Raw genomic sequence first — 26,938 nt, 5'->3', positions numbered from 1 at the left:
CCGCAGCACCAACCAACCAGGATTGCAGTTTCAAATCCCTTAAAAACCTTTACAGGTCATAGCTATGGCCACTTTAAACGGTTAAAAAAACATTACAGGCCCTACCAATCCTGGCTTTAAAACACCACTATATACTATATAACATCAGTAAAAACCCAAAACATGGCCTCGCCCTCAAGAACAGGTGTTGAAAAGGGGTCAAATAGTGCCTTGGAATGACCTTGGGATGAGGTTGGAATGACGTTGGAATGACCTTGCAATGACCACAGTCATTCCAACCTCATCCCAAGGTCGTTTCAAGATCGTTCTAATACACTACAGTGGCACTTCTCTTCTATAATTGTACTGGATTCGCTTGACCTGAACTGTTATTTTACTGATTTTACTTTAATCAACCCTGTTACCTGACTAATTCCATCTACGCATGCCTCATGAAAAAATCCGCCCTATCTTCTTCAGAATCACCCTGCCCCATATCCAAAGCTGTTCAAATCCACTTCAAACTACTGTTAGGCAGCCGATAAAATCTGAATCAACAGTTACCATTCACCTCCACAAACAAAGCAAAATAACACTTGCTTCCCTTTCAAAGCACGTCAAAAACGCTCCCAACATCAATTCAGTCCCCATTCAGCTTCTTACTTCTCCCTTTTCCACTTACACTACATATATACACCCATACTATATATACTCACCAAAAATTCCCCTAACCACATTCTAAATCAATATTCACAGTATTTAGATTTTATTCTTAAATTTGCAGCTGTTAAACGCCGTTTGCAGCGGTATCAATTTTTTATGGAAAAATTCAATACAATACTATACTACTGCTATAGTCCTATAGCAGACGCAGAACAATTTGCGGTCAATCACCTTAAATTTTGTAAATCACTAAATCTTGTCGGACGGATCATCGTTGCGGACGAAGGTTTAAACGGTACAGTCTCAGGTACAGAAGCTGCTTGTAAAGCCTATATGGAAGCAATTCATGCAGATGAACGCTTTGCCAAGACAGAATTTAAGATTGACGAAGTCCCGGAACCTTCTTTCATTAAGATGCACTGCCGTTATAAATCTGAGATCGTACACTCTGGTCTAAGAGATACAAGTATTATCAATCCTAACGAACAAACAGGAAAACATCTTGAACCCGCAGCATTTAAAGAAATGCTTGATCAGGAAGATGTAATCATCCTGGATGTACGTTCAAACTACGAGCACAGTCTTGGCCGATTTAAAAATGCCATTACACTTGATATTGATAACTTCAGAGAATTTCCGGAAAAGATAAACGAACTGGCGCAATACAAAGACAAAAAAGTCCTTACCTATTGCACAGGAGGAATCAAATGTGAAAAAGCCTCTGCCTTGTTACTACACCATGGCTTTAATGACGTTTATCAATTACATGGCGGTATTATCAAATATGGTAAAGAAGCAGGCGGAGAAGACTTCGAAGGAAAATGTTATGTATTTGATAACCGTATAGCTGTAGATGTAAACTCTGTAAACCCTACTATAGTATCAAAATGCTATAACTGTGGAACAACTACTGCCAAAATGATCAACTGTGCTAATCCGGAATGTAATGAACACATCACCCAGTGTGACGAGTGCGGTACAAAACTAGAAGGATGCTGCTCTGATGCTTGCGTAACCAACCCACGCCGTCGTCCTTATGACGGAACAGGATACTACGTAAAAGTTCCTCAGCAGGTAAATGTTGCTGTAAAATAAAATTATATCTTATTTAACCTGGCTGATTAGCATTTAAAATCCTGATCAGCCAGATCAGGAGCCTGTTTAAAATTTATCTGATCAAATTTACACAGGCGCTAACCATCCTCCATTTTATAACCTTAATTATTTTATTAGATTTGATTATAGGAGTCCGTTCGAATTTCGGACAGCTTATAAATCCTAACTATATAAAATTGTCAAATTATACACAAAACGATCAGGGGATACTTCTACAACAGCTCATTGCTGGGGATGAAAGTGGTTTTGCCGGCTTATACGACCTGTATAACCGCCCCATATATAATTTTATAATCAGATTTGTACACTCTGTACCCCTTGCAGAAGACCTTACACAAGAAGTTTTCATTAAAATATGGGAAAACAGACTTTGCCTTCAGGGTGTAAAATCCTTCAAAGCCTACCTTTATACCGTTGCCCGTAACCATACGCTGAATAGCCTTAAAGTTGTTTTCCGTTCAGAAGCAGCCATTGGAGAAGTTATCAATAGCTTCATTGATACCAGAAGTGCTGTAGAAGAAGATATATTACACAAAGAATATGTCGAGTTTTTAAAGAAAACAATGGATTCACTTCCGGAACGTACCCGTCAGATCTTCAAACTTTGCCGTGAACAGGAAAAAACCTACGATGAAGTCGCTAAATCCTTAAATATTTCCCGCAATGCCGTGAAAAATCACATGGTTCATTCGATGAAACTATTAAGTTCCGCTATCAAAAAAGAATTCGGTATCTCTTTAACCCTATTCATGATCATTTTAGAAGGCATTCGATAGTAAAAGCATTTAGCAACATACAAAAACTACTTTTTTTTCAATTTCAGCTACCCTACTCCTTCATTTTATTGTCTTAGTTATAAGAGTCAGTAAATATGAACGAAGACTACCTCAGGAAATTAGTTAAAAGATACCTTGATAAAAAATCAACAGACGAGGAGCTGGAGGTTTTCGTATACCTGATGAAACAGGGTAAACTTGATCCTTATATCCAGGAAGCAATGGATATAACAATTCAGGAGGCTACTGAAGAAAACACGCTTCAGCCAACCACACCGGACTATAAAAAAAGGAAAAACAACTTCATCCCCTATTTAAAAATTGCTGCCAGCATTTTACTGGTTTCAGGCTTAATCACTACACTCTACTTTTATAAAAATAAGCAGACCGCAAGTAACATCGTTACTGTCAATAACCACACGGGCATTATTTTCAAACAGGTTTTACCCGACGGAACAAAAGTATGGCTAAATCCAAATGCCATCCTAAGCTATCCTTCAAAGTTCGGCAAGCTTCGTGAAGTAACCATGGAAGGAGAAGCATTTTTTGAGGTTACTAAGGACCATCAACATCCTTTTCAGATTACAAGCGGCAAAGTACTGACCAAAGTATGGGGGACAAGTTTCCGTATCCGGTCTGTTCCTGGCGAAAACAGAACTAAAGTAACTGTGCTCACTGGTAAAGTATCAGTGAGTATTCCGGAGCACATCCGGGCTACATCAGCGCACAACCAGATTACGCCGGAGAACCATAAAACCATAACAAACAATGATCAGTCCGCATCAAAGAAAACTGTAGAGGTTATGCTGCTTCCGCAGCAAGAAGCTACTTATCAAAAGATAGCACACCAGTTACTGAAGACACCTGTATCTGCTGATTTAACAATCTGGCGCAATGTGAGCCTGTCTTTTGAAAATGAAACGATTGAAAACGTTACCCGTATTTTAAGCAAGCATTATCACCTGCAAATAAAAGCAGAAGGCACACAGCTTAACCAATATCGATTAACCGCCGATTTTACAGATAAAAACCTTGCAGACATTTTATTCCTCATTTGCAGATCGGTACATACGACCTATGTGAGGGATGAACATAAAATTACTTTAAAAAACTAAACTCAACCAGAACCTAACCAAAACCAGAACCACTATGCAGAAATAAAAGCCCCATAAATTTTCAGAAAAAAAAGGACAGAAGTGTTCATACCACTCCTGTCCAATATTAAAATTCCCTGACTGATAGAACGACTCAACCGCTCTAAAGGGGAATTATTTGTCTCATTTGTTCAAAAGAAACAATCTAATTTATGAATTTAATTTTACAAGACCGTATTGGCTTATTTAAAATTATGAAAGTCACCTTGAGTCAATTAGCCATTGTACTTGCTCTTTCAGGCGCTTCTTACGCCGAAAACAGCAAAGCTCAGGATGTTGTATTAGACCGGTCCATCAATATCTCTGTAAAAAACAGAAGCCTGGAAACCGTGTTAAAAAAAGTAACTTCAATTACTTCAGTCAAGTTCATTTACAGTAAGGACTTTGTCAATACAGACGCTGTAGTCTCGGTTGACGCGAAAAATAAGTCACTGAGAAATATACTGAATGATTTACTCACCAAATACAACATTCGTTATGAGATCATTAATGGGGATATTCTACTGGAAGTACAACCAGCTCAATCCTCATCCTCGGAAAAACAGGATGGTCCAAATCAGCAGCAGCTGATCTCTGGAGTAGTAACCAGCAATACCGGAGAATCATTACCTGGAGTAAGTGTATTTATTAAAGGAACCAAACAGGGAACAAATACTGATGGTTCAGGAAAGTATGTGATCAAAGTACCTGATGCCAATAGTATCCTGGTTTTTGAATACATGGGTTACGTTCATAAGGAAGTCCCTGTTTCTGGAAAATCAGTTGTCAATGTCATTTTAACAGAAGATGCGCATCAGCTGGGAGAAGTTGTAGTTACCGCTTTAGGGATTAAACGTTCTGCCAAAGAATTAGGTTATGCCACACAACAGGTCAATGCGAAAGACCTTACCCAAAGCAGACCTACAAATCTTGCAGCCGGATTATCAGGAAAAGTAGCAGGACTGCAAATTGTACAGACCAATAACCAGATAGATGCGGGAGATCAGATCAGAGTTGTGCTCAGAGGAAACAGATCTTTCCAGGGTAGTAACCAGGCTTTATTGGTATTGGACGGTGTAGTAGTTCCATTAAGTTATCTGAATTCTATCAATCCGAATGACGTTGATAACGTGAACATCCTTAAGGGAGCAAATGCAGCGGCCTTATATGGCTCTGAAGCTTCCAATGGGGTAATGATTGTCAGCACGAAACATGGTGTTAAAGATCAGACGCAAATTACCTATACCAATACGACACAATTAAACCAGCTGGCCTATTTCCCAAAAATGCAAACACAGTTTGGTGGCGGGTCAGGACAGGATGTTTATGGGTTCCCTCAGTATACACCTATTGAAAACCAGAATTTCGGAGATCGCTTTGATGGCAGTTTACGCCCAATAGGACGCACACTACCGGATGGTTCTATACAGACGGTTCCTTATTCCAATTTATCTGACGAAAAGAAAAAGTTCTTTCAAACTGGAATTGATGAGCAGAATGACCTGAGTTATAGCACAGGAAATGATAAAGGGTCAACCTATATCAATGTACAGCGTGTGAACAGCAAAGGTTATGTACCTGGTGATTTTGCCAACCGTACTGCTGCAAGGTTCAATGGAACACGTATCTACAACAAATTAAAGATAGACTATACGTTAAATTATACGCAGAAGAATTATGATAAGTCTTATGCTCAGATTTATAATAATATTATCAATACACCAGCAAATATCCCGCTTACTCAATATAAGGATATTAACTCTACCTACGGAAATTTAGACAATTACTTCAATGATTACGGATTGAATCCATATTTCTATCTGCAACAACAACGTAACAATGAACGCAGAGACGATTTATTAGGTAACCTATCTTTATCTTATGATGTAGCCCCATGGCTGAATTTAACTGCCAGAGCTGGTATAACGACTTATACTAAAAACGGTAAGTTTATTAAAAAAGCAGTAAATTATTCTGATTTTGCACATGACAGTGGTAAGTCCATTGCAAACCCTCAGAGCTCTCCTGCTACCGAATCTGATTATTCGAATTTTAACAGCCGTATGGAAGGCAACTTCATGGCCACTTTCAAAAAGAAAGTTTCAGATTTCAATTTTACTTTAATTGCAGGTACGCAGACGATTCAAAAATCTATCCGCGACTTATCAGCCGGAACAGACTTCCTGGTTATCCCTGATTTTTATAATGTAGGATACCGTGCAGGTGATGCCAATGTTTCGGAAACAAGCAGAAAAGACAGACAGCTGGCTGCTTTCGGAGATTTAACTGTAGGCTATAAAGACTATTTATTCCTGCATGCTTCGGGCCGTAACGATTGGGATTCAAGACTGGCACCAGAAAACCGTTCTTTCTTTTATCCTTCAGCAGATCTTTCCTTCGTCTTTACAGATGCTTTCAAATCACTTAAAGAAAGTAAGATTCTTTCTTATGGTAAAATCCGCGGAGGTATAGCCAAAGTATATGCGGTACAATTCGATCCGTATTCTCTGGAAGCTACATTTGATGTCGGTTCGGGATTTCCTTATGGAAGTACTGCAGGTTACAGTGTAGGTGGTACAGTTTACGCGCCTGGCCTGAAACCAGAGCAAACGGTATCTACAGAGATTGGTTTAGAATTAGGTTTCTTCAATAACAGGATTACAATGGAAACTTCTGCGTATTGGGAAACGACCAAAGATCAGGAAATCCTGAAAGGGATCAATATTTCGAGTGCAACAGGTTTTACCAATGCTATTATCAATACAGGGTCAGGAAAAAACAAGGGGATAGAACTCTCTATGAAAGGTTCACCATTTGTGAGCCAGAACGGACGTGGAGTAACCTGGAACCTTGGCGTAAACTATTCTTACAATACCAACAAAGCTGTTGAGCTTTACCAGGGATTACCAAATCTGAGCATTGGCAACAATAACTATATTGTTAAAGATCAGCCCTACCCTGTTTTAATGGGAAATGGTTTTGCAACAGATCCACAAGGCAGAACAATTGTAGATCCAGGAACTGGTTTTCCAAAGTTAAGCCAGACCAATATTCTTTTTGGACAAACAACCCCTAAAAATATTTTGGGGATCAGCTCGAGCTTAAGTTATCACAATTTCACTTTATCTGGCACAGCAGAATACCGTAGCGGAAGTGTAGTTTATAGCGGTGCGGGCAGTACTATGGATTTCTCAGGAATCAGTTATGGTTCTGCTACTAACGGCCGCGAACGTTTTGTATATCCTAATTCAGTAATCGAAACTTCTCCGGGTGTTTTCATTCCCAATACAAATATCACCACCAGAACCGGAGGGATTGATTATTGGGCAGGTTCAACTACCCGGTACGATGTGATGCAAAATTATGTAACCAGCGCAGCTTTCTGGAAAATCCGTGAGCTTTCTATAGGTTATGAGCTTCCTGCAAAATTACTGGAACGTACCCATTTTATTAAAAGAGCAAATTTCGCTTTAGTGGGCAGAAACCTGTTTATGTTCAGACCGAAAAGCAATATGTACAGTGATCCGGAATACAATGCAACCACTGACAATGCACAAGGGTATAATAACCTGAATCAAACTCCGCCAACACGTATTTATGGCTTTACCGCTACTATAACTCTTTAAACTATGCAAAAGCTTAAAAATAAAACAGCCTTAATTGGTATCGCAGCCTTGCTTCTTTTAGGAGCTTGCAAAAAAAGTTACCTCGATATTAACACCAATGTGAATAAACCGACCGATGTAACTCCGGGCCTGGTTTTAACCAATGCCTTAAATTCAACCGCAAGAAATACAACCGGGTCAAGTAGTTTTTACCAATTCGCTTCTGCCTGGATTGGTTATTGGAACTTTAGTGGTGCAGTATCTGCATTTGCTGAAGAACGCAGTTATCAATTTACCACCAATTACAGTGGAGTGGTGAATATCTGGACTAACCTATATCATAACCTGGAGGATTATGATTATGTAGAGAAAAAAGGTGCTGCAATTAACAATCCGTTCTATGTTGCTGTAGCAAAAACAATGAAAGCCTATGATTTTCAAAATTTAGTAGATGTCTATGGCAATATCCCTTATAGCCAGGCACTGAAATCGACTGCAGTGATCAGACCAGGTTATGATAAGGCACAGGATATTTACGAGGATCTGGCTAAACAACTGGATACTGCAGCTAACATTTTCAAGGTAAATGCCGGAAAGGTTTCTTCGGCTGATGGTGCTTTTGACATCATGTATAAAGGTGATGCTGGCAAATGGGGTAAATTTGCAAACACTCTGAAATTGCGTCTTTTGGTCCGTCAATCTGAAATTCCCGGCAGAGAAACCTACATCCGTGCAGAAATCGCGAAGATCAATGCCAATGGTTTAGGTTATATCGGAGTTGGAGAGACTGGTTCGGTGAATCCGGGATACAATAACTCGGCAGGCAAGCAAAATCCTTTCTGGGCGACATTTGGTTATTCACCATTGGGAAAAACTGCCCCTACTGATAACCATCGTTATTTTATAGCCAGTGAATATGCGATAAATTTTTACCAGAATAACAATGATCCAAGACTTGGTAAACTTTATACCACGATTAACGATGGCAAGGGAACTACCTACTCGGGCAGCCCATTTGGCCCTACGGCCAATTCAGGTGATAACCCGGAGTTCAAATCAGCCATCGGAACAGGTTTATTGAAAGGTGCAGATATGGGACAGCCTTTACTGACTGACGTTGAATCTTTTTTCCTGCAGGCAGAGGCCGCGCAGCATAATTACATCAATGGCAATACCCGCAATTTATATGAGCTGGCCGTTCAGCAGTCTTTTGCTTATCTGGGCGCTGAAAATGTAAGTACTTACCTGAAAAGTGATGTAGCGAACTGGGACGTTGCAGCTGATAAACTAAAACTCATTATGACCCAGAAATGGGCAGGAATGAATGGGCTCAATGACATGGAAACCTGGGCCGATTACCGCAGGCTGAACATCCCTGCTGATATTCCTATCTCAAATAACCCGGCAGCATCGGTTCGTAAAGTTCCTGTACGTTTATTATATCCGCAAAGCGAGTATAATTATAACCCTGATAATGTGTTAAGCCAGGGAACGATCAGCCAGTTTACTTCCAGAATATTCTGGGACATTAATTAACAGGGTATTTAATTTTATTTATAAAACAAGATGAACAAAATATCACGCTATACTTTTCTGATTGGAGCTGTAATCATCAGTTCTTTTTCTGCCTGCCTGAAAGATACCTCGCAGCCGGATTTCAGCAAAAACAGTCCGATCATTGAATTACCAGTCGGATCTTCTAACGCAAATGGTGCAGGGAATACTATTGATGCTGCATTTACGCAGGATGAAGTGCCTTCGGATTACTTTGTCTATGTAAATTATGCAGCCCCGGATGCAAACCCGCAGGATGTGACCGTAACACTTAGCGTAGATGGCACAGCTGTGGATAAATATAATAAGGCAAATGACAAAAACTATACAGCACTACCTGCTGCTGGTTATACTTTAGCTTCTAATAAAGTGGTTATTCCTGCCGGAGCGCGTAAAGTTCAGTTTCCAATCAAAATCAACACACAGAATTTAGATCCGACTGTGACTTATGCTTTGCCAATTACTATTACCGATGGTGGTGGTTTTACGGTGAGCGGTAATTTTGGTTCCTTAATTACGGTGATTAAGCTAAAAAACAAATGGGATGGTGTTTATACCGTTACCGGAACCATGAATGATACCGTGAATCCGTTACTTACAGGCTCTTATCCGAGAACATTTCAGCTGATTACACAGGGCCCGTATTCGGTAGCCATTTATGATCCGGGTAACAATGCCTTTGCACATGCGATTTTAAACAATGGCGGCAATAGCACTTATGGTAGTTTCAGTCCGGTTTTCACGATTGACCCGACTACCAATACGGTCACCAGCGCCGTGAATTATTACGGACAGCCTGCGCCAAACGGACGGTCTGCGAAATTAGATCCAACAGGAGAAAATAAGTTCGTGATGTCTGCGAATGGCAAAGTTCCTGTGAGTTTGAAAACCAAGTATATTATGGTACAGGATGGAACTGACCGGACTTTCTTTGAGGAAAGCTGGACTTTCAAATCTGCCAGATAAGGCGATCAGCTTCACAAGAGAGATCTCCCCTTAGCTTTGGAAAGCACCGGTTTAAATCTAAACCGGCGCTTTTCGTTTACAGATAAATATGCCTTAATGTGGTGTAAACGCGGGCCGGAAAGGAAAATCAAACGGCATGTGTTCGATTTTATAAACAGAAACTAATTTTTAATGTATAATTTGCGGCTTCTAAATAATTGAGCATCCATTTTATAAATGAAAATCCGTTATCTCCTGAATTCCCTGTTGTTCCTGTGTTTTATTCTAACAGGTACGCCCCTGATGGCAACACAAATAAAGAGTATTGGTGTTCCTTATGTTCAGAATTTTCCAAAATCAGTATACCTTTCTGGAAATCAGAACTGGGCTATCGCTAAAGATGCCCAGGGAATCATGTATTTTGGCAATACGCAAGGCCTGCTTACCTATGATGGTAAATACTGGCAGCAGTACCAGTTACCTAACCGTCAGATTGTACGTTCAGTGGCTACTGATTCCAAAGGAAAGGTTTATACAGGCGGCTTTGGAGAATTCGGTTACTGGTCTACTCAAAACAAAAAGCTGACTTATACTTCATTGGTGAAGCTGATTCCTAAAACAGGGCAGCTTTCTGATGAGATCTGGAAAATCATTGTAGATGGCAAAAGAATCATCTTTCAGTCTTTTACTACCATATATATCTATGAGAACAACAAGATAAGCCAGATCAAAGGTCAGGGCTCATTTTTGTTCCTGCACCATGTAGGCAGCAGATTTCTAATCGAAATCCTGGATAAGGGGATATTCGAGCTGAAAGGAAATAGTTTAACGCCACTTCCGCATACAGACCTGAACAGTCCGAAAAACATCATGACGATTCTTCCCTATAAAAATGGAAGTATGCTGATAGGCACGAGTAAAGATGGTTTATTCATTTATAATGGCTCAACTTTCACGCCTTTTAATATTCCGGCCAATGATTTCCTCAAAACATTCCAGCTGAATAATGGCAGCAGGATCAACAATCAGTATTATGCTTTTGGTACGATTCTGAATGGGATCATCCTTATTGATGAGGAAGGAAATATTGTCCAGCAGGTCAATAAGTCGAGAGGTCTGCAAAACAATACGGTACTCAGTGTATTTACGGATAATGAGCAGAATCTCTGGGCAGGACTGGATAATGGGATTGACAGGGTTGAATTGAACTCTCCCCTTTACTTTTACCTGGATAAGGCCGGACAGTTCGGAACGGTCTATTCCAGTTTGATTTACAATAACAATATTTACCTGGGTACGAATCAGGGACTGTTTTATAGTCCGTGGGTTCCTGGAAACGGTAAAAACTTCAATAGCTTTGATTTCAGACTGGTCCCCAATTCACAGGGACAGGTATGGGACCTGAGTGTGCTGGATGGTCAGCTGATTATGGGCCACAATGTGGGCAGTTTTAAAGTAAACGGTAATCAGCTTGAAAAGATTTCCAGCAATAGTGGTGGCTGGACTATTAAAAAGTTAAACAGCAATCCCAATTACCTGATCCAGGGAACTTATAATGGTCTTGTTTTATATCAGAAAGATGCAAACGGGCAGTGGAAGTATTTTACAAAAATCCAGAATTTCGAAGAGCCTTCCCGTTATGTAGAGCAAGATTCCAGGGGGGATATTTGGGTAAGTCACGCGTATAAAGGTTTATACAAGCTTACTTTAAGTCCTGATTTTAAAAGGGTGATCAAAACTCATTATTACGATGAAAGCAATGGTCTTCCCGGCAATTACAATATCAACCTGTTCACGTTAGAGAATAAACTGGTCTTCTCTTCTGATGCTGGCTTTATGCTGTATGATGAGATCAGCAATCGCTTTACACCTTACAGGGAGTTAAACAAAGGATTAGGGAGCTTTGCTAATTCGAATAAGATTATCAATGCGGGTGTGAAGAAATACTGGTTTATCAATCATGGAAAAACTGCCATGGTCGATTTCAGTGAACCGGGCAAATTGAACATCGACTCCAACAGGTTAAGTTTACTGGATGGCAGGATGGTTCAATATTATGAAAACATCAGCCCGATCAGTAATACCATGCACCTGGTCAGTGTAGATGATGGCTTTGTGATTTATGATGCGATTGCGGGTAATGATCATGGTAAAAAAACTGTTTTGCCGGCTGTACTGATCAGAAAAGTGGAGGACGTAACCGACGCTTATAAAACAATCAGTGAAAATGGAAGTAGCGGCGGAGAGATTGAAATCCCTTTTAACAGAAATAATATCAGGATCACCTTTTCACTTCCTTATTACAGACAGGCAAAAATCAAATTCCAGTATTACCTGGAAGGTTATTCTAACCAGTGGTCTGAGTGGAGCCCTTCTTCTGCGAAAGATTTTACTAACCTGGGAAAGGGAAGTTACAGGTTCCTGGTCCGCGCCAAGATCAATGATGAGCTGGTGAGTAAAGTGAGCGTGTTTGAGTTTACAGTTCTTCCTCCATTTTATGCGAGCAACTGGGCTTTCGCACTCTATGTTCTATTGATTATTTTGCTTTTTGTCCTTGCCAAAAAACAGTATCAGCTGAAGCTCCGCAAAGACCATGAGGAGATTCTCGCTAATGTACAATTGGAAAAAGAGATCTTTCTGAAAAAAGAAGCGGAAGAAAGAGAGAAACAACTCAGCATTATTCAAACCGAAAGACTGCACACAGAACTGAAAAGTAAAAATCGGGAACTGGCAAATTCAGCGATGAGCCTGGTTTATAAAAATGAGCTGCTGCAAAAGTTAAGTCAGGAAATGATCAAGCTGAAAGATGAGAAAGGCAAGGCCATGGCCGACGACCAGTTCAGAAAAATACAGAAGGTTATTGACGAGGGGATGAATGATGAGCGGGACTGGAATTTATTTGAAACTAGCTTCAATGAAGCGCATGGAAGTTTCTTCAAAAAGCTGAAGGCAAGCCACCCTGATCTGGTTCCGAATGACCTCAAATTATGTGCTTACCTGCACATGAATATGAGCAGTAAAGAAATGGCTTCTTTGTTGAACATTTCCTTAAGAGGGGTTGAAATCCGGAGGTACAGACTGCGTAAGAAGCTGAATATACCACACGACAAGAACCTTGCAGAGTTCTTTATGGAGCTTTAGGACTACATCATTACTACACAAACCCTCAAAAACGTTTTAAATACATCAATTCTACTTTTCCACATACCTGGTCTGAGATCCCATCCTAAAGGGCATTTCAGCGGCATTTATGCAGTTTAAATACTTATTGTGTTTTTTACACAAAGGTATCGTGATGTATTAATGTAGAGGTACTTTCTTTGTTTATAACCCAAATCCACCGGAGATTTAACAAACTATTAACACAAAACCAATAATCAGTATGAAACGAATCTTTACAAAATTTTCTGTTTTAACTTTTCTATGTTTGCTTTTTATTAACGCAGCATCTGCCCAAAACATTACTGTTAAGGGTACCATCACAGATGGTCAGGACAAGACAACAATTCCTGCAGTGAGCGTAGTTGTAAAAGGGACAACAACAGGAACACAAACAGATGCTAATGGTAAGTATGCCATCAGCGTTCCGGCTAACGGAACTTTAGTATTTACCTATATCGGATATAACACACAGGAGGTTCCTGTAAACAATCAAACTACAATTAATGCCTCCTTAGCTTCCAGCTCTCAGCAGTTAGAGCAGGTAGTGGTAGTTGGTTATGGTACGCAGCGTAAAGTTGACGTGACGGGCTCGGTTGCCAGTCTGAAGGGAAGTGAAATCTCTAAACAGGCATCAACTAACCCGGTAAGTGCTTTACAAGGTAAGATTGCAGGTGTGGCAATTACCAATACAGGTACGCCAGGTTCTGCTCCTCAAATCCGCATCAGGGGTTTAGGTACGATCTTCGGTAACCAGGCTCCTTTATATGTAGTAGATGGAGTATGGTACAGTGATATTAATTTCCTGAATCCGGGTGACATCGAAAACATGAGTGTTTTGAAAGATGCTTCTGCGCAGTCGATCTATGGTATCCGTGCGGCGAATGGGGTAGTATTGATTACGACCAAGAAAGGGAAACTAGGTTCAGCGACTACGATTAACTATGATGCTTATGCCGGGTTCCAGTCGGTAACGAATAAAGTTAAAATGGCGAATGCAACTGAATATGGAACAGTGATCAATGAGTTGTATACTCAAAATGGTCAGGACCCATTATTTAAAGATCCTTCAGCTTTAGGAACAGGTACAGATTGGTACAAACAAATTTTACAGGATGCTTTTGTCATGAACCACAATATCTCTATTGCTGGTGGTACAGAAAAATCAACTTACAATGTTTCCCTGGGTTATTTAGATCAGGATGGTATTGTAAAAACAAACAACTTCAAAAGATATACTGCAAGAGTATCGAATGACATCCAGATTTTCAAAGATTTGAAAGTAGGATACAATGTAACTGGTGTTGCAAGTCAATCCAGAGATATTCCTCAAACCATTTTTCACCAGATGTACTCTGCTTCACCAACAATATCGGTATTTAATCCGGATGGAACTTATGGTGATCCAAAATTACAGAACCTGGGTGATGGTGCTAATTTCAATCCTCAGGCCACGCTTGATTATTTCAATCAGCAAACCAAAGATTACAGAGTTACTGGTAATATCTATGCTGAATTAAAATTCGCAAAACACTTCACTTTCAGAACAAGTGTAGGCGGAGAGTTTGGTCAGATGGAAAACAGGAAATATAACCCGGTTTATTTCGCAACTACAGCACAGAAGAATGATGTAAGTCTTTTGGATCTTAAGCGTGTGGAAACCAGAAACTGGATTGTAGAAAACACCCTGACTTATCAGAACACTTTCAATGAAGATCATAGTCTGACTGTATTATTAGGTCAGTCTGCACAGAGCAACAAGGCTTATACAATAAATGCTTCTGCACAAAATGTACCTTTCAACAGTGATGCTGACTTATACTTAAGTTTAGGTGATGCAGCAACAAGAAGTATACTGGATCAGGGATCTCTGATTAAATTTGCTTCTTATTTTGGAAGGGTAAATTATGCTTTCAAGAATAAATACCTGTTAAATGCTTCGATCCGTGCGGATGGTGCTTCTCAATTCTATGGCAATGAAACCTGGGGATATTTTCCTTCGGTAGGTGCCGGATGGGTAGTGACAAATGAAGATTTCATGAAAGATCAAACTGTATTCAGCTCTTTAAAAATAAGAGGAAGCTGGGGTAAAGTGGGTAACGCCAGTGTACCGATCAACCCAAGCCAGCTTACAGTTTCTCAAACTGGCCAGCTGATTGCATTTTTTAATGGTCTTCCATCTACTGGTGCAAGTATTGATATGGTTGTACCTCCAGCTATTGTCTGGGAAAAAGGGATTGGAAGTAATATAGGCTTTGAAGCTGCTTTCCTGAAAAACAGATTAACAGTTGAGGGTGAGTATTACACAAGAAAAACTTCAAGAGCAATTTTCGCAATACCTGCACTGATGTCATTAGGAACTGTAACCAATGATCTGATCGGTAATCAGGCCGACTTACAAAACAGCGGAGTTGAGCTTTCAGCGGCATGGAGTGATGTAACAGGAGGCGGTTTAACTTACTCTATCGGTGGTAACATTAGTTATAATAAAAATAAAGTTACCTCTGTACTTTCAGGTAAAACCCCTATTTATGGAGGTAGTACTGGTCTAACGAATGGTTATGTAGCAAACAGAACAATTGAAGGAAGCCCTATCGGAGAGTTCTTCGGTTATAAAACAGTAGGTGTTTTCCAAAATGCAGCGGATGTCGCAAATTCACCAGCACAAGCAGGTGCTTTACCTGGCGGGTTTAAATATGCAGATACAAATGGTGACGGAAAAATCAACTCTCAGGACAGAGTTCCTTTAGGAAATCCTAATCCTAAATATACTTATGGTATCAATACAAGTTTCGCTTATAAAAACTTCGATCTTGCTTTAGATTTCCAGGGTGTGGCTGGTGTTGATGTTTATAACTCTAACCTGGCTTACCGTTTCGGAAATGAGAATTTCACTAAAGATTTCGTAGATAACCGCTGGCATGGTGAAGGTACTTCAAATACCTACCCTTCTGCAAGTATCGGTTCATCAGCGAATTCAGCACCAAACTCTTTCTATGTGAGCAGTGGTTCTTATTTCAGGGTGAGAAATGCACAAATAGGTTATACTTTACCTAAAAGCATTCTGACTAAATGGAAAATCCAAAAGATCAGATTCTATGCCAATGCACAAAATGCAATCAATTTGTTTGGTTACAAAGGATTCAGTCCTGAAGTAGGACCAATCCCGGTTGATAATGCTGAGAAAATTTTAGCCAGTCAAACCAACTATTTAAATGCTGGTCTTGATGCTAACGTTTATCCGTTATATGCAACTTACAACTTTGGTGTTAACCTTACTTTTTAATACGAAACATCATGAACCCGGCTTGATTAAAATAATTATTAAACCCAAAGGGCAATAATTATTTTAATCATCAAAGGCTCCATCTTTCAAAAAAAAATATACAAAGAGATGAAAAAAAATAAAAATATTTATACAAAAGCGGTTTTGGGTTTAGGCCTGATCGTTGCTATTGCTGTAATCCCTGCTTGTAAAAAGAGCTTTTTAAATGTACCTGAACAGGGTAAACAAAATAGTGCCGTATTCTGGAAAACAGCAGAAGATGCTGGAAAAGGTGTAAGTGCAATTTATGGTAACCTGCGCTCGTGGGAGAACACAGCTTTCCCTGCCATTGCGATAGAGAGCATGGGTTCTGATGATGCAGAAAAAGGAAGTACACCTAGTGATGCTAGTTTTTTCAATGATTTCGATCAGTTTAATGTAGATCCTGCACAAGGTAATATCGGTGGTTTCTGGAGCGGACAATACAGGAATATCAACTATGCCAACCAGGTATTGGATAATGTTCCTGCAATTGTAATGGATGAGGCTTTAAAAGCAAGATACCTTGCAGAAGCTAAATTTGTAAGAGCATTCTCTTATTTCAGATTGGTCCGCGCTTTCGGTAATGTTCCGTTGCGTCTGACTACGCCGAAAGATGCGAATGTCGATTACAACTTACCTCAGGCCCCTGCTGCACAAGTTTATGCTCAAATTGAAAAAGATTTGACAGAAGCTGCTGAAATTCTGCCACAAACTTATCCAGCTGCAGATAAAGGCAGAGCAACAAAAGGTGCTGCACTTACTTTACATGCGAAGGTAGCGATGTACTTAAAGAAATGGAGTGATGTGGCTACTTATACTAATCAAGTAATGGGAATGGGTTATTCTTTGTTACCTGATTATGAAAAAGTATTCAGACTTGAAAATGAGAACGGACCTGAATCTATATTTGAAATTCAGTGTGTATTGTTACCTGGAAATCCAGATGCTTCCAATTCTCAGTACTCACAAGTACAGGGTGTACGCGGAACCAGTGGTGTAGATGGTGGCGGATGGGGATTCAATGTTCCTACTGCTGATTTAGCTGCTGCTTTTGAGCCTGGTGATCCAAGAAGATCAGGAACTATTCTTTTCAGAGGTACTACTACTCCTGAAGGTGATGTAATTCCTAAGGTTGGTGACAACCCGATGTACAACATGAAATCTTATGTTCCTTTCAAATTATATATCAGTAATTTCAATGAAGGTGCACAGCAAAATGTACGTATGCTTCGCTATTCTGATGTTTTACTGATGAACGCAGAAGCTGCAAATGAACTGGGTAATACTGGTCAGGCTTTATCTTCTTTAGAACAAGTGAGAAGAAGAGCTCGTCAGGGTAATCCTGACATCTTACCTGCAGTAACTACTACAGACCAGACAGCTTTACGCGCGGCGATCTACAAAGAAAGACGTGTAGAGTTTGCGATGGAATTTGACCGTTACTTTGACGTAATCCGTCAGGGACGAGGAACAGCAGTTTTTGGCCCTAAGGGATGGAAAGCTGGTAAAAACGAAGTTTGGCCTATCCCTCAGACAGAAGTTGACCTCAGCGGTGGGGTGTTAATTCAAAACCCAGGTTATTAATTCAAATCACACACCAATGAGAGGTTGCCAGGCTGAGCCTGGTAACCTCTTTTAACATCGCTCCGACCCTGTACGTAATTTAAAAGCCAACGATGAAATTTAAATCTTTACTCAGCCTTCTTCTTTTAACAACACTTACTTTTAACGCGGTAGCGCAAAAGAAAAATGTAGCATTTCAGGGCATTAAAGCTGAAATGAAAATACAGAAAAAACTGACTGACGACCAGCTTCTTGATTTAGTACAGAAACAAACTTTCCGGTATTTCTGGGATTTTGGTCATCCTGTTAGTGGAATGGCGCGTGAACGCAGTAATACTGCTTTTGAATATGGCAATGAGGTGGTGACCATTGGTGGAACTGGTTTTGGCGTAATGGCAACGATTGTAGCTGCTGAGCGTAAATTTATCACACGTGAGCAGGCTGCTGCAAGAACTAAAAAAATTGTAGACTTTTTATATAAGGCTGATCAGTTTCATGGTGCTTTTCCGCACTGGCTGAATGGCGAGACAGGAAAAGTAATCCGCTTCAGCCCAAAAGATGATGGTGCTGACATTGTGGAAACTTCTTTACTTTTCCAGGGACTGCTTACGGCACGCCAATATTATACGGCAGACAATGCGGTAGAAACTGACATCCGTAATAAAATCCTCTGGATGTGGGAAGGTGTAGAATGGAACTGGTTTACACAGCAACAAAATGTTTTATACTGGCATTGGAGCCCTAACAATGGCTGGAGCATGAACCATCCGATTAAAGGATGGAATGAGTGTTTCATCACTTATATACTGGCTGCTTCTTCTCCAAAATCCCCTATTGATAAAAAAGTTTATGAACAAGGCTGGGCAAACAGCAACACGTTCTTCAACGGTAAAAAATTTGAAGGGATTACTCTTCCTCTTGGCTTTGATTTCGGTGGCCCCTTATTCTTTTCACAATATTCCTTTACAGGACTGGACCCGCGTGGTTTAAAAGACCGTTACGCAGATTATTTTGAACAGAATAAAAACCACACATTAATCAATCGTGCCTATTGTATAGAGAACCCTAAACATTTTAAGGGTTATGGTGAAAATAGCTGGGGACTAACTGCGGGTGATAGCTGGCAGGGTTATGCGGCACACTCTCCTTCGGAAGATTTAAGTGTGATCAGCCCGACTGCTGCTTTATCGGCTTTCCCTTATGCGCCTGAATATTCTATGAAAGCTTTGAAACACTTCTATTTTGATCTCGGCGACAAGATCTGGAGTGAATATGGTTTTGTGGATGGTTTCAGTGAAGAGCATAACTGGTATGCAAAATCTCATCTGGCAATCGATCAGGGCCCTATTATCTGTATGATAGAAAACTACCGTACAGGTTTATTATGGAAACTTTTTATGAGCAACCCGGATGTTAAAAACGGCCTGAACAAGTTAGGCATTGAAAGTCCTGCGCTCACTAAATAACATAGTCATGAAAAGAACTCTTCTGTTGTTATGCTTCTTGATTTCAAGCGCCGCTTTATTCGCTCAAAAAAAGCAGCTGACTTATTGTAACCCAATCAATCTGGATTATGGCTATACCCCTATTCCTCATTTTACGGAACAAGGGAAACACCGCGCAACAGCAGATCCTGTGATTGTAAATTACAAAGGAGACTATTTCTTGTTTTCTACCAATCAAATGGGCTATTGGTGGAGTGCCGATTTATACAACTGGAATTTTGTTTCGCGTGCTTTCTTGCGTCCCGAGCATAAGGTATATGATGATTTATGTGCGCCTTCGGTTTGGATACAGGGGGATACGATGCTGGTTTTTGGTTCTACGTATGCGAAGAATTTCCCGATCTGGATGAGTACTGATCCGAAAAAGGATTCGTGGAAGGAAGTAGTACATGAGTTTGAAATTGGAGGCTGGGACCCTGCACATTTTGTGGATGAGGACGGAAAGTTATATATGTACAATGGCAGCAGCAATCAATATCCTTTGTATGGGGTAGAGTTAAACCGCAAAACTTTCGCCCCGATAGGAACAAGAAAAGAATTGCTGTTATTGAATGATGAGCGGTTTGGCTGGCAGCGTTTTGGTGAGAACCTGGACAATACTTTCCTTGATCCTTTTATTGAAGGGGCCTGGATGACCAAGCATCATGGAAACTATTATTTACAGTATGGTGCACCTGCTACAGAATTTAGTGGTTATGCAGATGGTGTAGCGACCTCAAAGAGTCCGCTTGGGCCATTTGAGCATCAGTCGTTACCGTTATCTTATAAACCTGGTGGCTTTGCAAGGGGTGCCGGACATGGTGCTACTTTTCAGGACAACTGGAAAAATTACTGGCATGTTTCGACGATGGTTGTCTCAGTCAAAAACAATTTTGAACGCAGACTGGGCATCTGGCCGACAGGATTCGACAAGGATGATGTGATGTATATGGATGCTGCTTTTGGCGATTATCCGCATTATCTGCCTGATAAATCTGCAGATCATCTGCAGTCTGGTTTCACGGGATGGATGTTGCTGAATTACAATAAGCCGGTAGCGGTTTCTTCTACTTTAGGTGGTTATACTGCAAATTTAGCGGTAGATGAAAGTATCAAAACTTATTGGAGTGCGGCAAGTGGCAAAAAGGGAGAATGGATACAATCTGATCTTGGGAAAGTATCCCGTGTGAATGCGGTACAGCTGAATTATGCGGATCAGGATGCCGAATTTTTAGGGAAACAGCAGGATATTTTTCATCAATACAAATTGTGGTATTCGGTGGATGGCAAAAGCTGGAGAATACTGGCGGATAAAAGTTCAAACCGGAAAGATGTTCCTCATGATTATATAGAATTGGATCAGCCAGTATCTGCCCGATATATCAAATTAGAGAATATTCATATGCCTACGGGTAAATTCGCCATTAGCGGGTTAAGGGTATTTGGAAATGGAAATGGAGAGAAACCAGCAGCTGTTCAGGGTTTCACCGTATTGAGAACGGAAAAAGATAAAAGAAATTCATGGATCAGATGGAATACCGTGGATGGCGCTTATGGGTATAATATTTATTTAGGCACCGCGCCTGATAAGTTATACAATAGCATCATGGTCTATCAGGCGAATGAATATTGGTATAAGGGCATGGATAAAGAAAAGCCTTATTACTTCTGCATAGAAGCAATTAATGAAAATGGAGTATCTGAAAGATCAAAGGTTACAAGGGTCAATTAAGATAGATTTACTAAACTGAATAACACACGATAATATAATATATTGAAATGAAAACAAAGACTTCCTTATTTTTCCTGGCGGCCCTCTTCTTTGCAAACTCTTTAGTTGCACAACAGAAAAAAGCCGCAAGCGCGACGGACCAGAAGATGAACACGTTCATCGACAATCTAATGTCTAAAATGACAGTAGATGAAAAAATCGGACAACTGAACCTTCCGGCGGTAGGTTTTGATGTAACGGGCCCGATTTTAAGTCAAGGGGTAAATGAAAAAATTGAAAAAGGCCTGGTAGGAGGTGTTTTCAATACATTCACTCCACAAGCAGTACTTAAGTTACAGAAGCTTGCGATGACTAAATCACGTTTAAAAATCCCTTTGTTATTTGGATATGATGTAGTACATGGTCACAAAACAATCTTTCCTATTCCTTTAGGCTTAAGTGCAAGCTGGGATATGGATTTAATTGAAAAAAGTGCACGTATTGCTGCAAGAGAAGCTAGTGCGGACGGTTTAAACTGGACTTTCTCTCCTATGGTAGATATTGCCAGAGATCCAAGATGGGGAAGAATTTCTGAGGGCTCTGGTGAAGATCCTTATTTAGGATCTTTAATTGGCGCTGCTATGGTTAGAGGTTATCAAACCAATAGTCTTTCTAATAAAGATGCGATTATGGCTTGTGTAAAACACTTTGCTTTATATGGCGCTGCTGAAGGCGGAAGAGATTACAACACGACAGACATGAGTCTGATCAGAATGTACAATGAATATTTACCTCCTTACAAAGCTGCTATTGATGCAGGTGCTGAAACGGTCATGGTATCTTTCAATGATATTAACGGAACACCAGCTACTGCTAATAAATGGTTATTAACTGATTTATTGCGTAAAGACTGGGGATTCAAAGGTTTTGTAGTGAGTGATTATACAGGGGTGAGTGAATTAATTGCACATGGTTTGGGTGATTTACAAACTGTAAGTGCAAGATCTCTGGAAGCTGGAAATGATATGGACATGGTTAGTGAGGGTTTCCTGACTACTTTAAAGCAGTCTTTGAAAGAGAAGAAAATCACAGAAGACGTGATTGACATGGCCTGTCGCAGGATTCTGGAATCAAAATACAAATTAGGTTTGTTTGAAAACCCTTATAAGTATGTAAATGAAGAACTTGCAAAAACAGAAATTCTTTCTGTACAAAACAGGTTAGATGCAAAAAATATTGCAGCTGCTTCTATGGTGTTATTGAAAAACAATAACCAGTTACTACCATTAAAGAAAAATGCAAAGATCGCTTTAATCGGCCCGCTGGCTGATAACAAACGTGACATGGTTGGTAACTGGAGTGCAGCGGGTGACTGGAAAAAAGCCATCAGCGTAATCGAAGGTTTAAAAAATGTAGCTCCTGATATGGAGATCACTTATGCTAAAGGTGCTAACCTGGTAGATAACCCGGCAATCTTAAAACAGATCAACGCTAATGGTGCTGATATTACAGCAGATGCAAAATCACCAAAGCAATTAATTGAGGAAGCAGTCAATGCAGCAAAAAAGGCTGATATTGCTGTAGTTGTTTTAGGTGAAAGTGCAATCATGGGCGGTGAGGCAACAAGCCGTACAAACCTTGATTTGTTACCGAATCAAAAAGATTTATTAAAAGCTTTATCGGCTACAGGTAAACCAATCGTTCTGGTTTTAATGAACAGCCGTCCATTGACACTGGAATGGGAAGATGCGAATGTTCCTGCTATTTTAGAAACATGGTTCAGTGGTACAGAAGCTGGAAATGCAATTGCTGATGTATTGGTTGGTAATTACAATCCTTCGGGTAAGCTGACCGCTACTTTCCCTAGAAATGTAGGTCAGATCCCACTTTATTATAACCACAAAAGTACAGGCCGTCCATATGACGGGGTTTCGAATGAGAAATTCAAGTCACGTTATATTGACAGCTCAAATGATCCATTATACCCGTTTGGTTTCGGATTGAGCTATACTTCTTTCGATTTCTCACCAGTTAAATTGGATAAATCTACAATAAAGAGCGGTCAGACGATCCAGGCAACTGTGACGGTTAAAAATAATGGAAAATTTGATGGTCATGAGGTAGTTCAATTATATCTTCAGGATATTTATGGTTCTGTTACCCGTCCAGTTAAAGAGCTAAAAGGTTTCCAAAAGATCTTCCTGAAAAAAGGTGAATCTAAGAAGGTTACGTTTACCATCGACACAGAAATGCTGAAATTTTACAACTCCGATTTAAAATTTGCAGCTGAATCTGGTGACTTTAATGTCTTTATAGGCTCAAATTCAAGAGACGTTTCAACTGCTAAATTTGGCTTTACCCTTTAAAAATATCATTTCAAAAAGCCCCTCAGCTAATTGCTGAGGGGCTTTTTTTGTTTAAAAATTAAAAAAGCTACTCTCTTATTCCGCCTCGATTTACAGCGTTAATTATTTAACATCTGAAATAGAAAAAATAATATTTTTAACTATTGCATTTAATCTTTCCTTTCTTTAGTTTAGATATAGTGTACGAACTACACATATTAAATTGTTTACTAACTATATACACCTATTTATTCACCCTTAAAATAATAATCTATAAAACAGCTTTATAACTAATCATCCCTTCAACTAAACCAAATATAACTTATGCAACGAAATCTACCACTTTTCAAGAGGGTTCTCCTTCTCTTGTGCCTGGGCCTGTCATTCGCTATCGGCGCAATGGCCCAAAGCAAAATCACCGGAAAAGTCATCGGCAGCGATGATAAATTACCGGTCATCGGCGCTTCCATTAAAATCAAAAATGCTCCGGGTGGCACGACCACAGACGGAAATGGTGCATTCGCACTTCTTGTAAAACCAACTGATGTACTCGTTGTTTCCTTTGTTGGATATGGCAGTAAAGAGGTCCCGGTTGGTAAACAAACCAATATCAGCGTAATTTTACTGGCCGACAACAACAACCTGACTGAGGTTATTGTAACAGGTTACTCTTCACAACGTAAAAAGGATCTTACGGGTTCTGTAGCTGTAGTCAACATGGGCCTTTTAAAAGCTCAGCCAGCAGCGAGTGCTGTGGAAGCCTTACAAGGTAAGGCAACTGGTGTGCAGATCATCAACGATGGTGCACCAGGTTCAACCCCACAAATCAGGATTCGTGGTACAAGTACAATTAATAACAATGAACCCCTTTATGTAATCGATGGTGTACCATTTGAAGGCAAATTATCATGGCTTAATCAAAATGATATTGAAAGCCTTCAGGTACTGAAAGATGCGTCTTCGGCTTCCATCTACGGATCAAGAGCAAACAATGGTGTTGTAATTATCACGACTAAAAAAGGAATAGCGGGCGCACCAAAAATCACATTGGATTCTTATTATGGTACTCAGACTCCAAGAAAAAGCAGCTTTCCAAAAATGATGAATCCGCAGCAATATGCACAGTATGTATTTGACGGTTATACAAACGCCGGAAGAAAAATTGCAGCGGGAACAAACTATGGAAATGGTTCAGTTCCGACATTACCGGAATATTTGCTTGCGGGTGATAAAACAGGTCAGCAAATTACTGCTGCTGATTTAGATCCCTCAAAATATAATTACAGCCGTGACCCTGCTAAATTTTACCAGATTACAAAAGCAAATCAACAGGGAACCAACTGGTTCGACGAGATTACAGATGTGGCTCCTATTCAGAATTACCAGTTAAGTGCCTCTGGCGGTGGTGAAAATGCTACTTATACACTTTCTGGCGGTTATCTGGATCAGAAAGGAACATTAAAGTATACAGGGTTTAAGCGCTATAATGTCAGATCCAATACCAGCGTTTCGGCTTTTGACAAAAAAGTACGCTTTGGTGAAAATATACAATATAGCTATTCTGAAGGTTATGGGATGGGCGTAAATCAAAACACCGCTGGAGATTATCAGGATCAGGGAAGTGCATTGAGCTGGGCATATCGTATACCAACAATTATTCCGGTTTATGATATCAATGGAAATTTTGCTGGTAGCAAAGGTAGTGGTGGTCAGCTGGGTAATGCTGAAAATCCATTGGCTGTCTTATACCGTGCAAAAGACAATAAAAATAAAAGCAATTTCTTTTTCGGAAATGTATATGGCGAAGGTGACATTTTACCTGGGCTTGTATTAAAAACTAATTTTGGTCTGCGTTACGAGAACTATAATGGTTTATCAATGCGTTATCCTAATCTTGAATTTTCAGAAGGTAATAACTCTAATAGTTTGAGTGAATACATGGGCTATAATACAGAATGGACCTGGTCAAATACTTTAAACTATAGCAAAGTATTCAATGAGAAGCACAGATTAAATGTACTGGTTGGATCAGAGGCTGTTAAATCGAAGTCCCGTCAGCTTAATGGTGGAAGAAACGATTTCTTCCTTTTGGGTAATCAGGATTATTATTACCTGAATAATGGTTCTTCCAACATCAATAACTCTAGTTACGGTGCCCTTGGCTCCCTCTTTTCTTTATTTGGAAAAGTTGACTATTCTTATCATGACCGTTATCTGGCTAGTATTACCCTTCGCCGTGATGGTTCTTCAAATTTTGGTCCTAACAACAAATATGGATATTTCCCTGCAGCAAGTGCCGCATGGAGAATTTCTGAAGAAGACTTTATGAAAAGTGTGAAGTGGGTATCTGATTTAAAATTCCGTGTAGGTTATGGACAAACTGGTAACCAGAGGATACCAGCAAATCAGTACATTAACAGGTTTGAAAGTTCAATTGTTAATGCTGCATATGCGACTAATGGAGGCAACAATCTGACTACTGGAGTTTGGCAAAAGGCGTTTCAAAACCCTGACATCAAATGGGAGACTGTAAAATCCCTGAACGTAGGTCTTGACTTCACTTTATTGGATGGCGCGTTTGACGGATCGGCCGATTGGTACAGTAAAAAAACTACCGATATGCTTTATAACCTTCCGCAACCTTCAAGTGTAGTGGGAATGTCTGCTTCACCTTATGTAAATATCGGTGATATGAGCAATAAAGGAATTGAGCTTAATGCAGCCTACCATTATGGAAGAAAATCTGACAGCCCTTTTAAGTTTGATGTTGGCCTGAATTTCTCTAAAAACGTTAATAAAATCGAAAAGCTTGCTCCTGGTATTTTCAACCAGGTGTATAATAACTATAGATCTTTACAGACTAGTGTAATACAAGAAGGGTCGCCTTTTGGTTCATTCTTTGGATACAAAACAGCAGGAATCTATCAAAGTGCTGCCGATATTGCAAACAATCCATCTTATACGGGGGCAAGAGTGGGTGGTTTACGCTATGCTGACATTAATGGTGATGGCGTAATTGATGCAAAAGACCGTACGGTTATTGGAGATCCAAATCCAGACTTCACCTATGGCATCAATTTAAACGCATCTTATAAAAACTTCGATATTTCAGCTTTCTTTTATGGAGTTCAGGGCAATGATATTTTCGAGGCAACACGTTACTTCACCGATTTCCCATCCTTTGATGGTGCAAAAAGCACAAGATTGTTAGATGCGTGGAGCCCAACCAATACTTCAAGCCAGATACCATCGTCTTATGCGGGAGCATCAGACCTGGAGTTTGCTTCTTCAAGCTATTATGTACAAAAAGGTAGTTTTTTCAGGATGAAAAATATCCAGATTGGTTATTCAATTCCAACGGCTAAAACATTTGGTGCAAAATCTGGTATCAGCAGAATGAGAGTTTATGTAAGTGCGACCAATCTTTTCACGATCACCAAGTATACTGGTCTTGATCCTGAAGTAACTCAAACGAGAGAATCTACTAATTCTGTTGGGGGCGGTATGCCAGCTGATCAATTCTCAGCACTTGGTATTGACAAGGGAGTTTATCCTACGCCACGTCAATTTATTATCGGTATTAATGTTGGATTTTAAT

At 39.9% G+C, this 26,938-nt stretch carries 13 protein-coding genes; all 13 read left to right on the top strand.

The window, feature by feature from the left end:
* The first annotated feature begins 798 nt into the window (after nucleotides 1-798).
* The 13 genes from trhO (at nucleotide 799) to LY11_RS20610 (ending at nucleotide 26,937) form a co-directional block, all read left to right on the top strand.
* Entirely contained in the window at nucleotides 799-1,737 is a 939-nt protein-coding gene (gene trhO / locus LY11_RS20670; RefSeq protein ID WP_111635531.1) for an oxygen-dependent tRNA uridine(34) hydroxylase TrhO, read from the top strand.
* A 197-nt stretch (nucleotides 1,738-1,934) separates the two neighbouring features.
* Nucleotides 1,935-2,534 (top strand): RNA polymerase sigma factor, encoded by a 600-nt coding sequence (locus LY11_RS20665; RefSeq protein WP_245952848.1) that lies wholly within the window; start codon nucleotides 1,935-1,937, stop codon nucleotides 2,532-2,534.
* Between the two features lie 95 nt (nucleotides 2,535-2,629).
* Nucleotides 2,630-3,649, top strand: coding sequence for a FecR family protein (locus tag LY11_RS20660; RefSeq protein WP_111635530.1), 1,020 nt, complete (start codon nucleotides 2,630-2,632; stop codon nucleotides 3,647-3,649).
* A 191-nt stretch (nucleotides 3,650-3,840) separates the two neighbouring features.
* A complete protein-coding gene (locus LY11_RS20655) occupies nucleotides 3,841-7,293 on the top strand; it encodes a SusC/RagA family TonB-linked outer membrane protein (RefSeq protein ID WP_111635529.1) in 3,453 nt (1,150 codons plus the stop codon).
* A 3-nt stretch (nucleotides 7,294-7,296) separates the two neighbouring features.
* Nucleotides 7,297-8,808 carry a SusD/RagB family nutrient-binding outer membrane lipoprotein gene (locus tag LY11_RS20650; protein WP_111635528.1) on the top strand — a complete coding sequence of 504 codons (1,512 nt, stop codon included), beginning with the start codon at nucleotides 7,297-7,299 and terminating at the stop codon, nucleotides 8,806-8,808.
* Nucleotides 8,809-8,838: 30 nt separating this feature from the next.
* Nucleotides 8,839-9,792: a DUF1735 domain-containing protein gene (locus LY11_RS20645; protein ID WP_111635527.1), complete on the top strand. Its 954-nt coding sequence runs from the start codon at nucleotides 8,839-8,841 to the stop codon at nucleotides 9,790-9,792.
* Between the two features lie 282 nt (nucleotides 9,793-10,074).
* Complete coding sequence (locus tag LY11_RS20640) at nucleotides 10,075-12,912, top strand: ligand-binding sensor domain-containing protein (RefSeq protein WP_245952847.1); 2,838 nt, start codon at nucleotides 10,075-10,077, stop codon at nucleotides 12,910-12,912.
* 241 nt (nucleotides 12,913-13,153) lie between these two features.
* A complete protein-coding gene (locus LY11_RS20635) occupies nucleotides 13,154-16,216 on the top strand; it encodes a SusC/RagA family TonB-linked outer membrane protein (RefSeq protein ID WP_111635525.1) in 3,063 nt (1,020 codons plus the stop codon).
* Between the two features lie 108 nt (nucleotides 16,217-16,324).
* Complete coding sequence (locus LY11_RS20630; RefSeq protein WP_111635524.1) at nucleotides 16,325-17,821, top strand: RagB/SusD family nutrient uptake outer membrane protein; 1,497 nt, start codon at nucleotides 16,325-16,327, stop codon at nucleotides 17,819-17,821.
* A 92-nt stretch (nucleotides 17,822-17,913) separates the two neighbouring features.
* On the top strand, nucleotides 17,914-19,266 hold the full coding sequence (locus tag LY11_RS20625) for a glucoamylase family protein (RefSeq protein ID WP_111635523.1): 1,353 nt from the start codon (nucleotides 17,914-17,916) through the stop codon (nucleotides 19,264-19,266).
* Between the two features lie 7 nt (nucleotides 19,267-19,273).
* Complete coding sequence (locus LY11_RS20620; protein WP_111635522.1) at nucleotides 19,274-21,016, top strand: family 43 glycosylhydrolase; 1,743 nt, start codon at nucleotides 19,274-19,276, stop codon at nucleotides 21,014-21,016.
* Between the two features lie 47 nt (nucleotides 21,017-21,063).
* A complete protein-coding gene (bglX, locus tag LY11_RS20615) occupies nucleotides 21,064-23,361 on the top strand; it encodes a beta-glucosidase BglX (RefSeq protein WP_111635521.1) in 2,298 nt (765 codons plus the stop codon).
* Between the two features lie 303 nt (nucleotides 23,362-23,664).
* Nucleotides 23,665-26,937, top strand: a complete 3,273-nt coding sequence (locus tag LY11_RS20610) for a SusC/RagA family TonB-linked outer membrane protein (RefSeq protein WP_111635520.1) — start codon at nucleotides 23,665-23,667, stop codon at nucleotides 26,935-26,937.
* The last annotated feature ends 1 nt before the right edge of the window (nucleotide 26,938 follow it).

This window comes from Pedobacter cryoconitis (assembly GCF_003259615.1).
Classification (GTDB): Bacteria; Bacteroidota; Bacteroidia; order Sphingobacteriales; family Sphingobacteriaceae; genus Pedobacter; species Pedobacter cryoconitis.
This window is presented reverse-complemented; position numbering and strand designations above follow the sequence as displayed.

Excerpts from the sequence above, each read along its gene's own strand:
- LY11_RS20630 (WP_111635524.1), top strand. The coding sequence starts at position 16,325 with ATGAAAAAAAATAAAAATATTTATACAAAAGCGGTTTTGGGTTTAGGC.
- LY11_RS20650 (WP_111635528.1), top strand. The coding sequence starts at position 7,297 with ATGCAAAAGCTTAAAAATAAAACAGCCTTAATTGGTATCGCAGCCTTG.
- LY11_RS20635 (WP_111635525.1), top strand. The coding sequence starts at position 13,154 with ATGAAACGAATCTTTACAAAATTTTCTGTTTTAACTTTTCTATGTTTG.
- LY11_RS20620 (WP_111635522.1), top strand. The coding sequence starts at position 19,274 with ATGAAAAGAACTCTTCTGTTGTTATGCTTCTTGATTTCAAGCGCCGCT.
- trhO (WP_111635531.1), top strand. The coding sequence starts at position 799 with ATGGAAAAATTCAATACAATACTATACTACTGCTATAGTCCTATAGCA.
- LY11_RS20660 (WP_111635530.1), top strand. The coding sequence starts at position 2,630 with ATGAACGAAGACTACCTCAGGAAATTAGTTAAAAGATACCTTGATAAA.
- LY11_RS20645 (WP_111635527.1), top strand. The coding sequence starts at position 8,839 with ATGAACAAAATATCACGCTATACTTTTCTGATTGGAGCTGTAATCATC.
- LY11_RS20640 (WP_245952847.1), top strand. The coding sequence starts at position 10,075 with ATGGCAACACAAATAAAGAGTATTGGTGTTCCTTATGTTCAGAATTTT.
- LY11_RS20625 (WP_111635523.1), top strand. The coding sequence starts at position 17,914 with ATGAAATTTAAATCTTTACTCAGCCTTCTTCTTTTAACAACACTTACT.
- LY11_RS20655 (WP_111635529.1), top strand. The coding sequence starts at position 3,841 with ATGAATTTAATTTTACAAGACCGTATTGGCTTATTTAAAATTATGAAA.
- LY11_RS20610 (WP_111635520.1), top strand. The coding sequence starts at position 23,665 with ATGCAACGAAATCTACCACTTTTCAAGAGGGTTCTCCTTCTCTTGTGC.
- bglX (WP_111635521.1), top strand. The coding sequence starts at position 21,064 with ATGAAAACAAAGACTTCCTTATTTTTCCTGGCGGCCCTCTTCTTTGCA.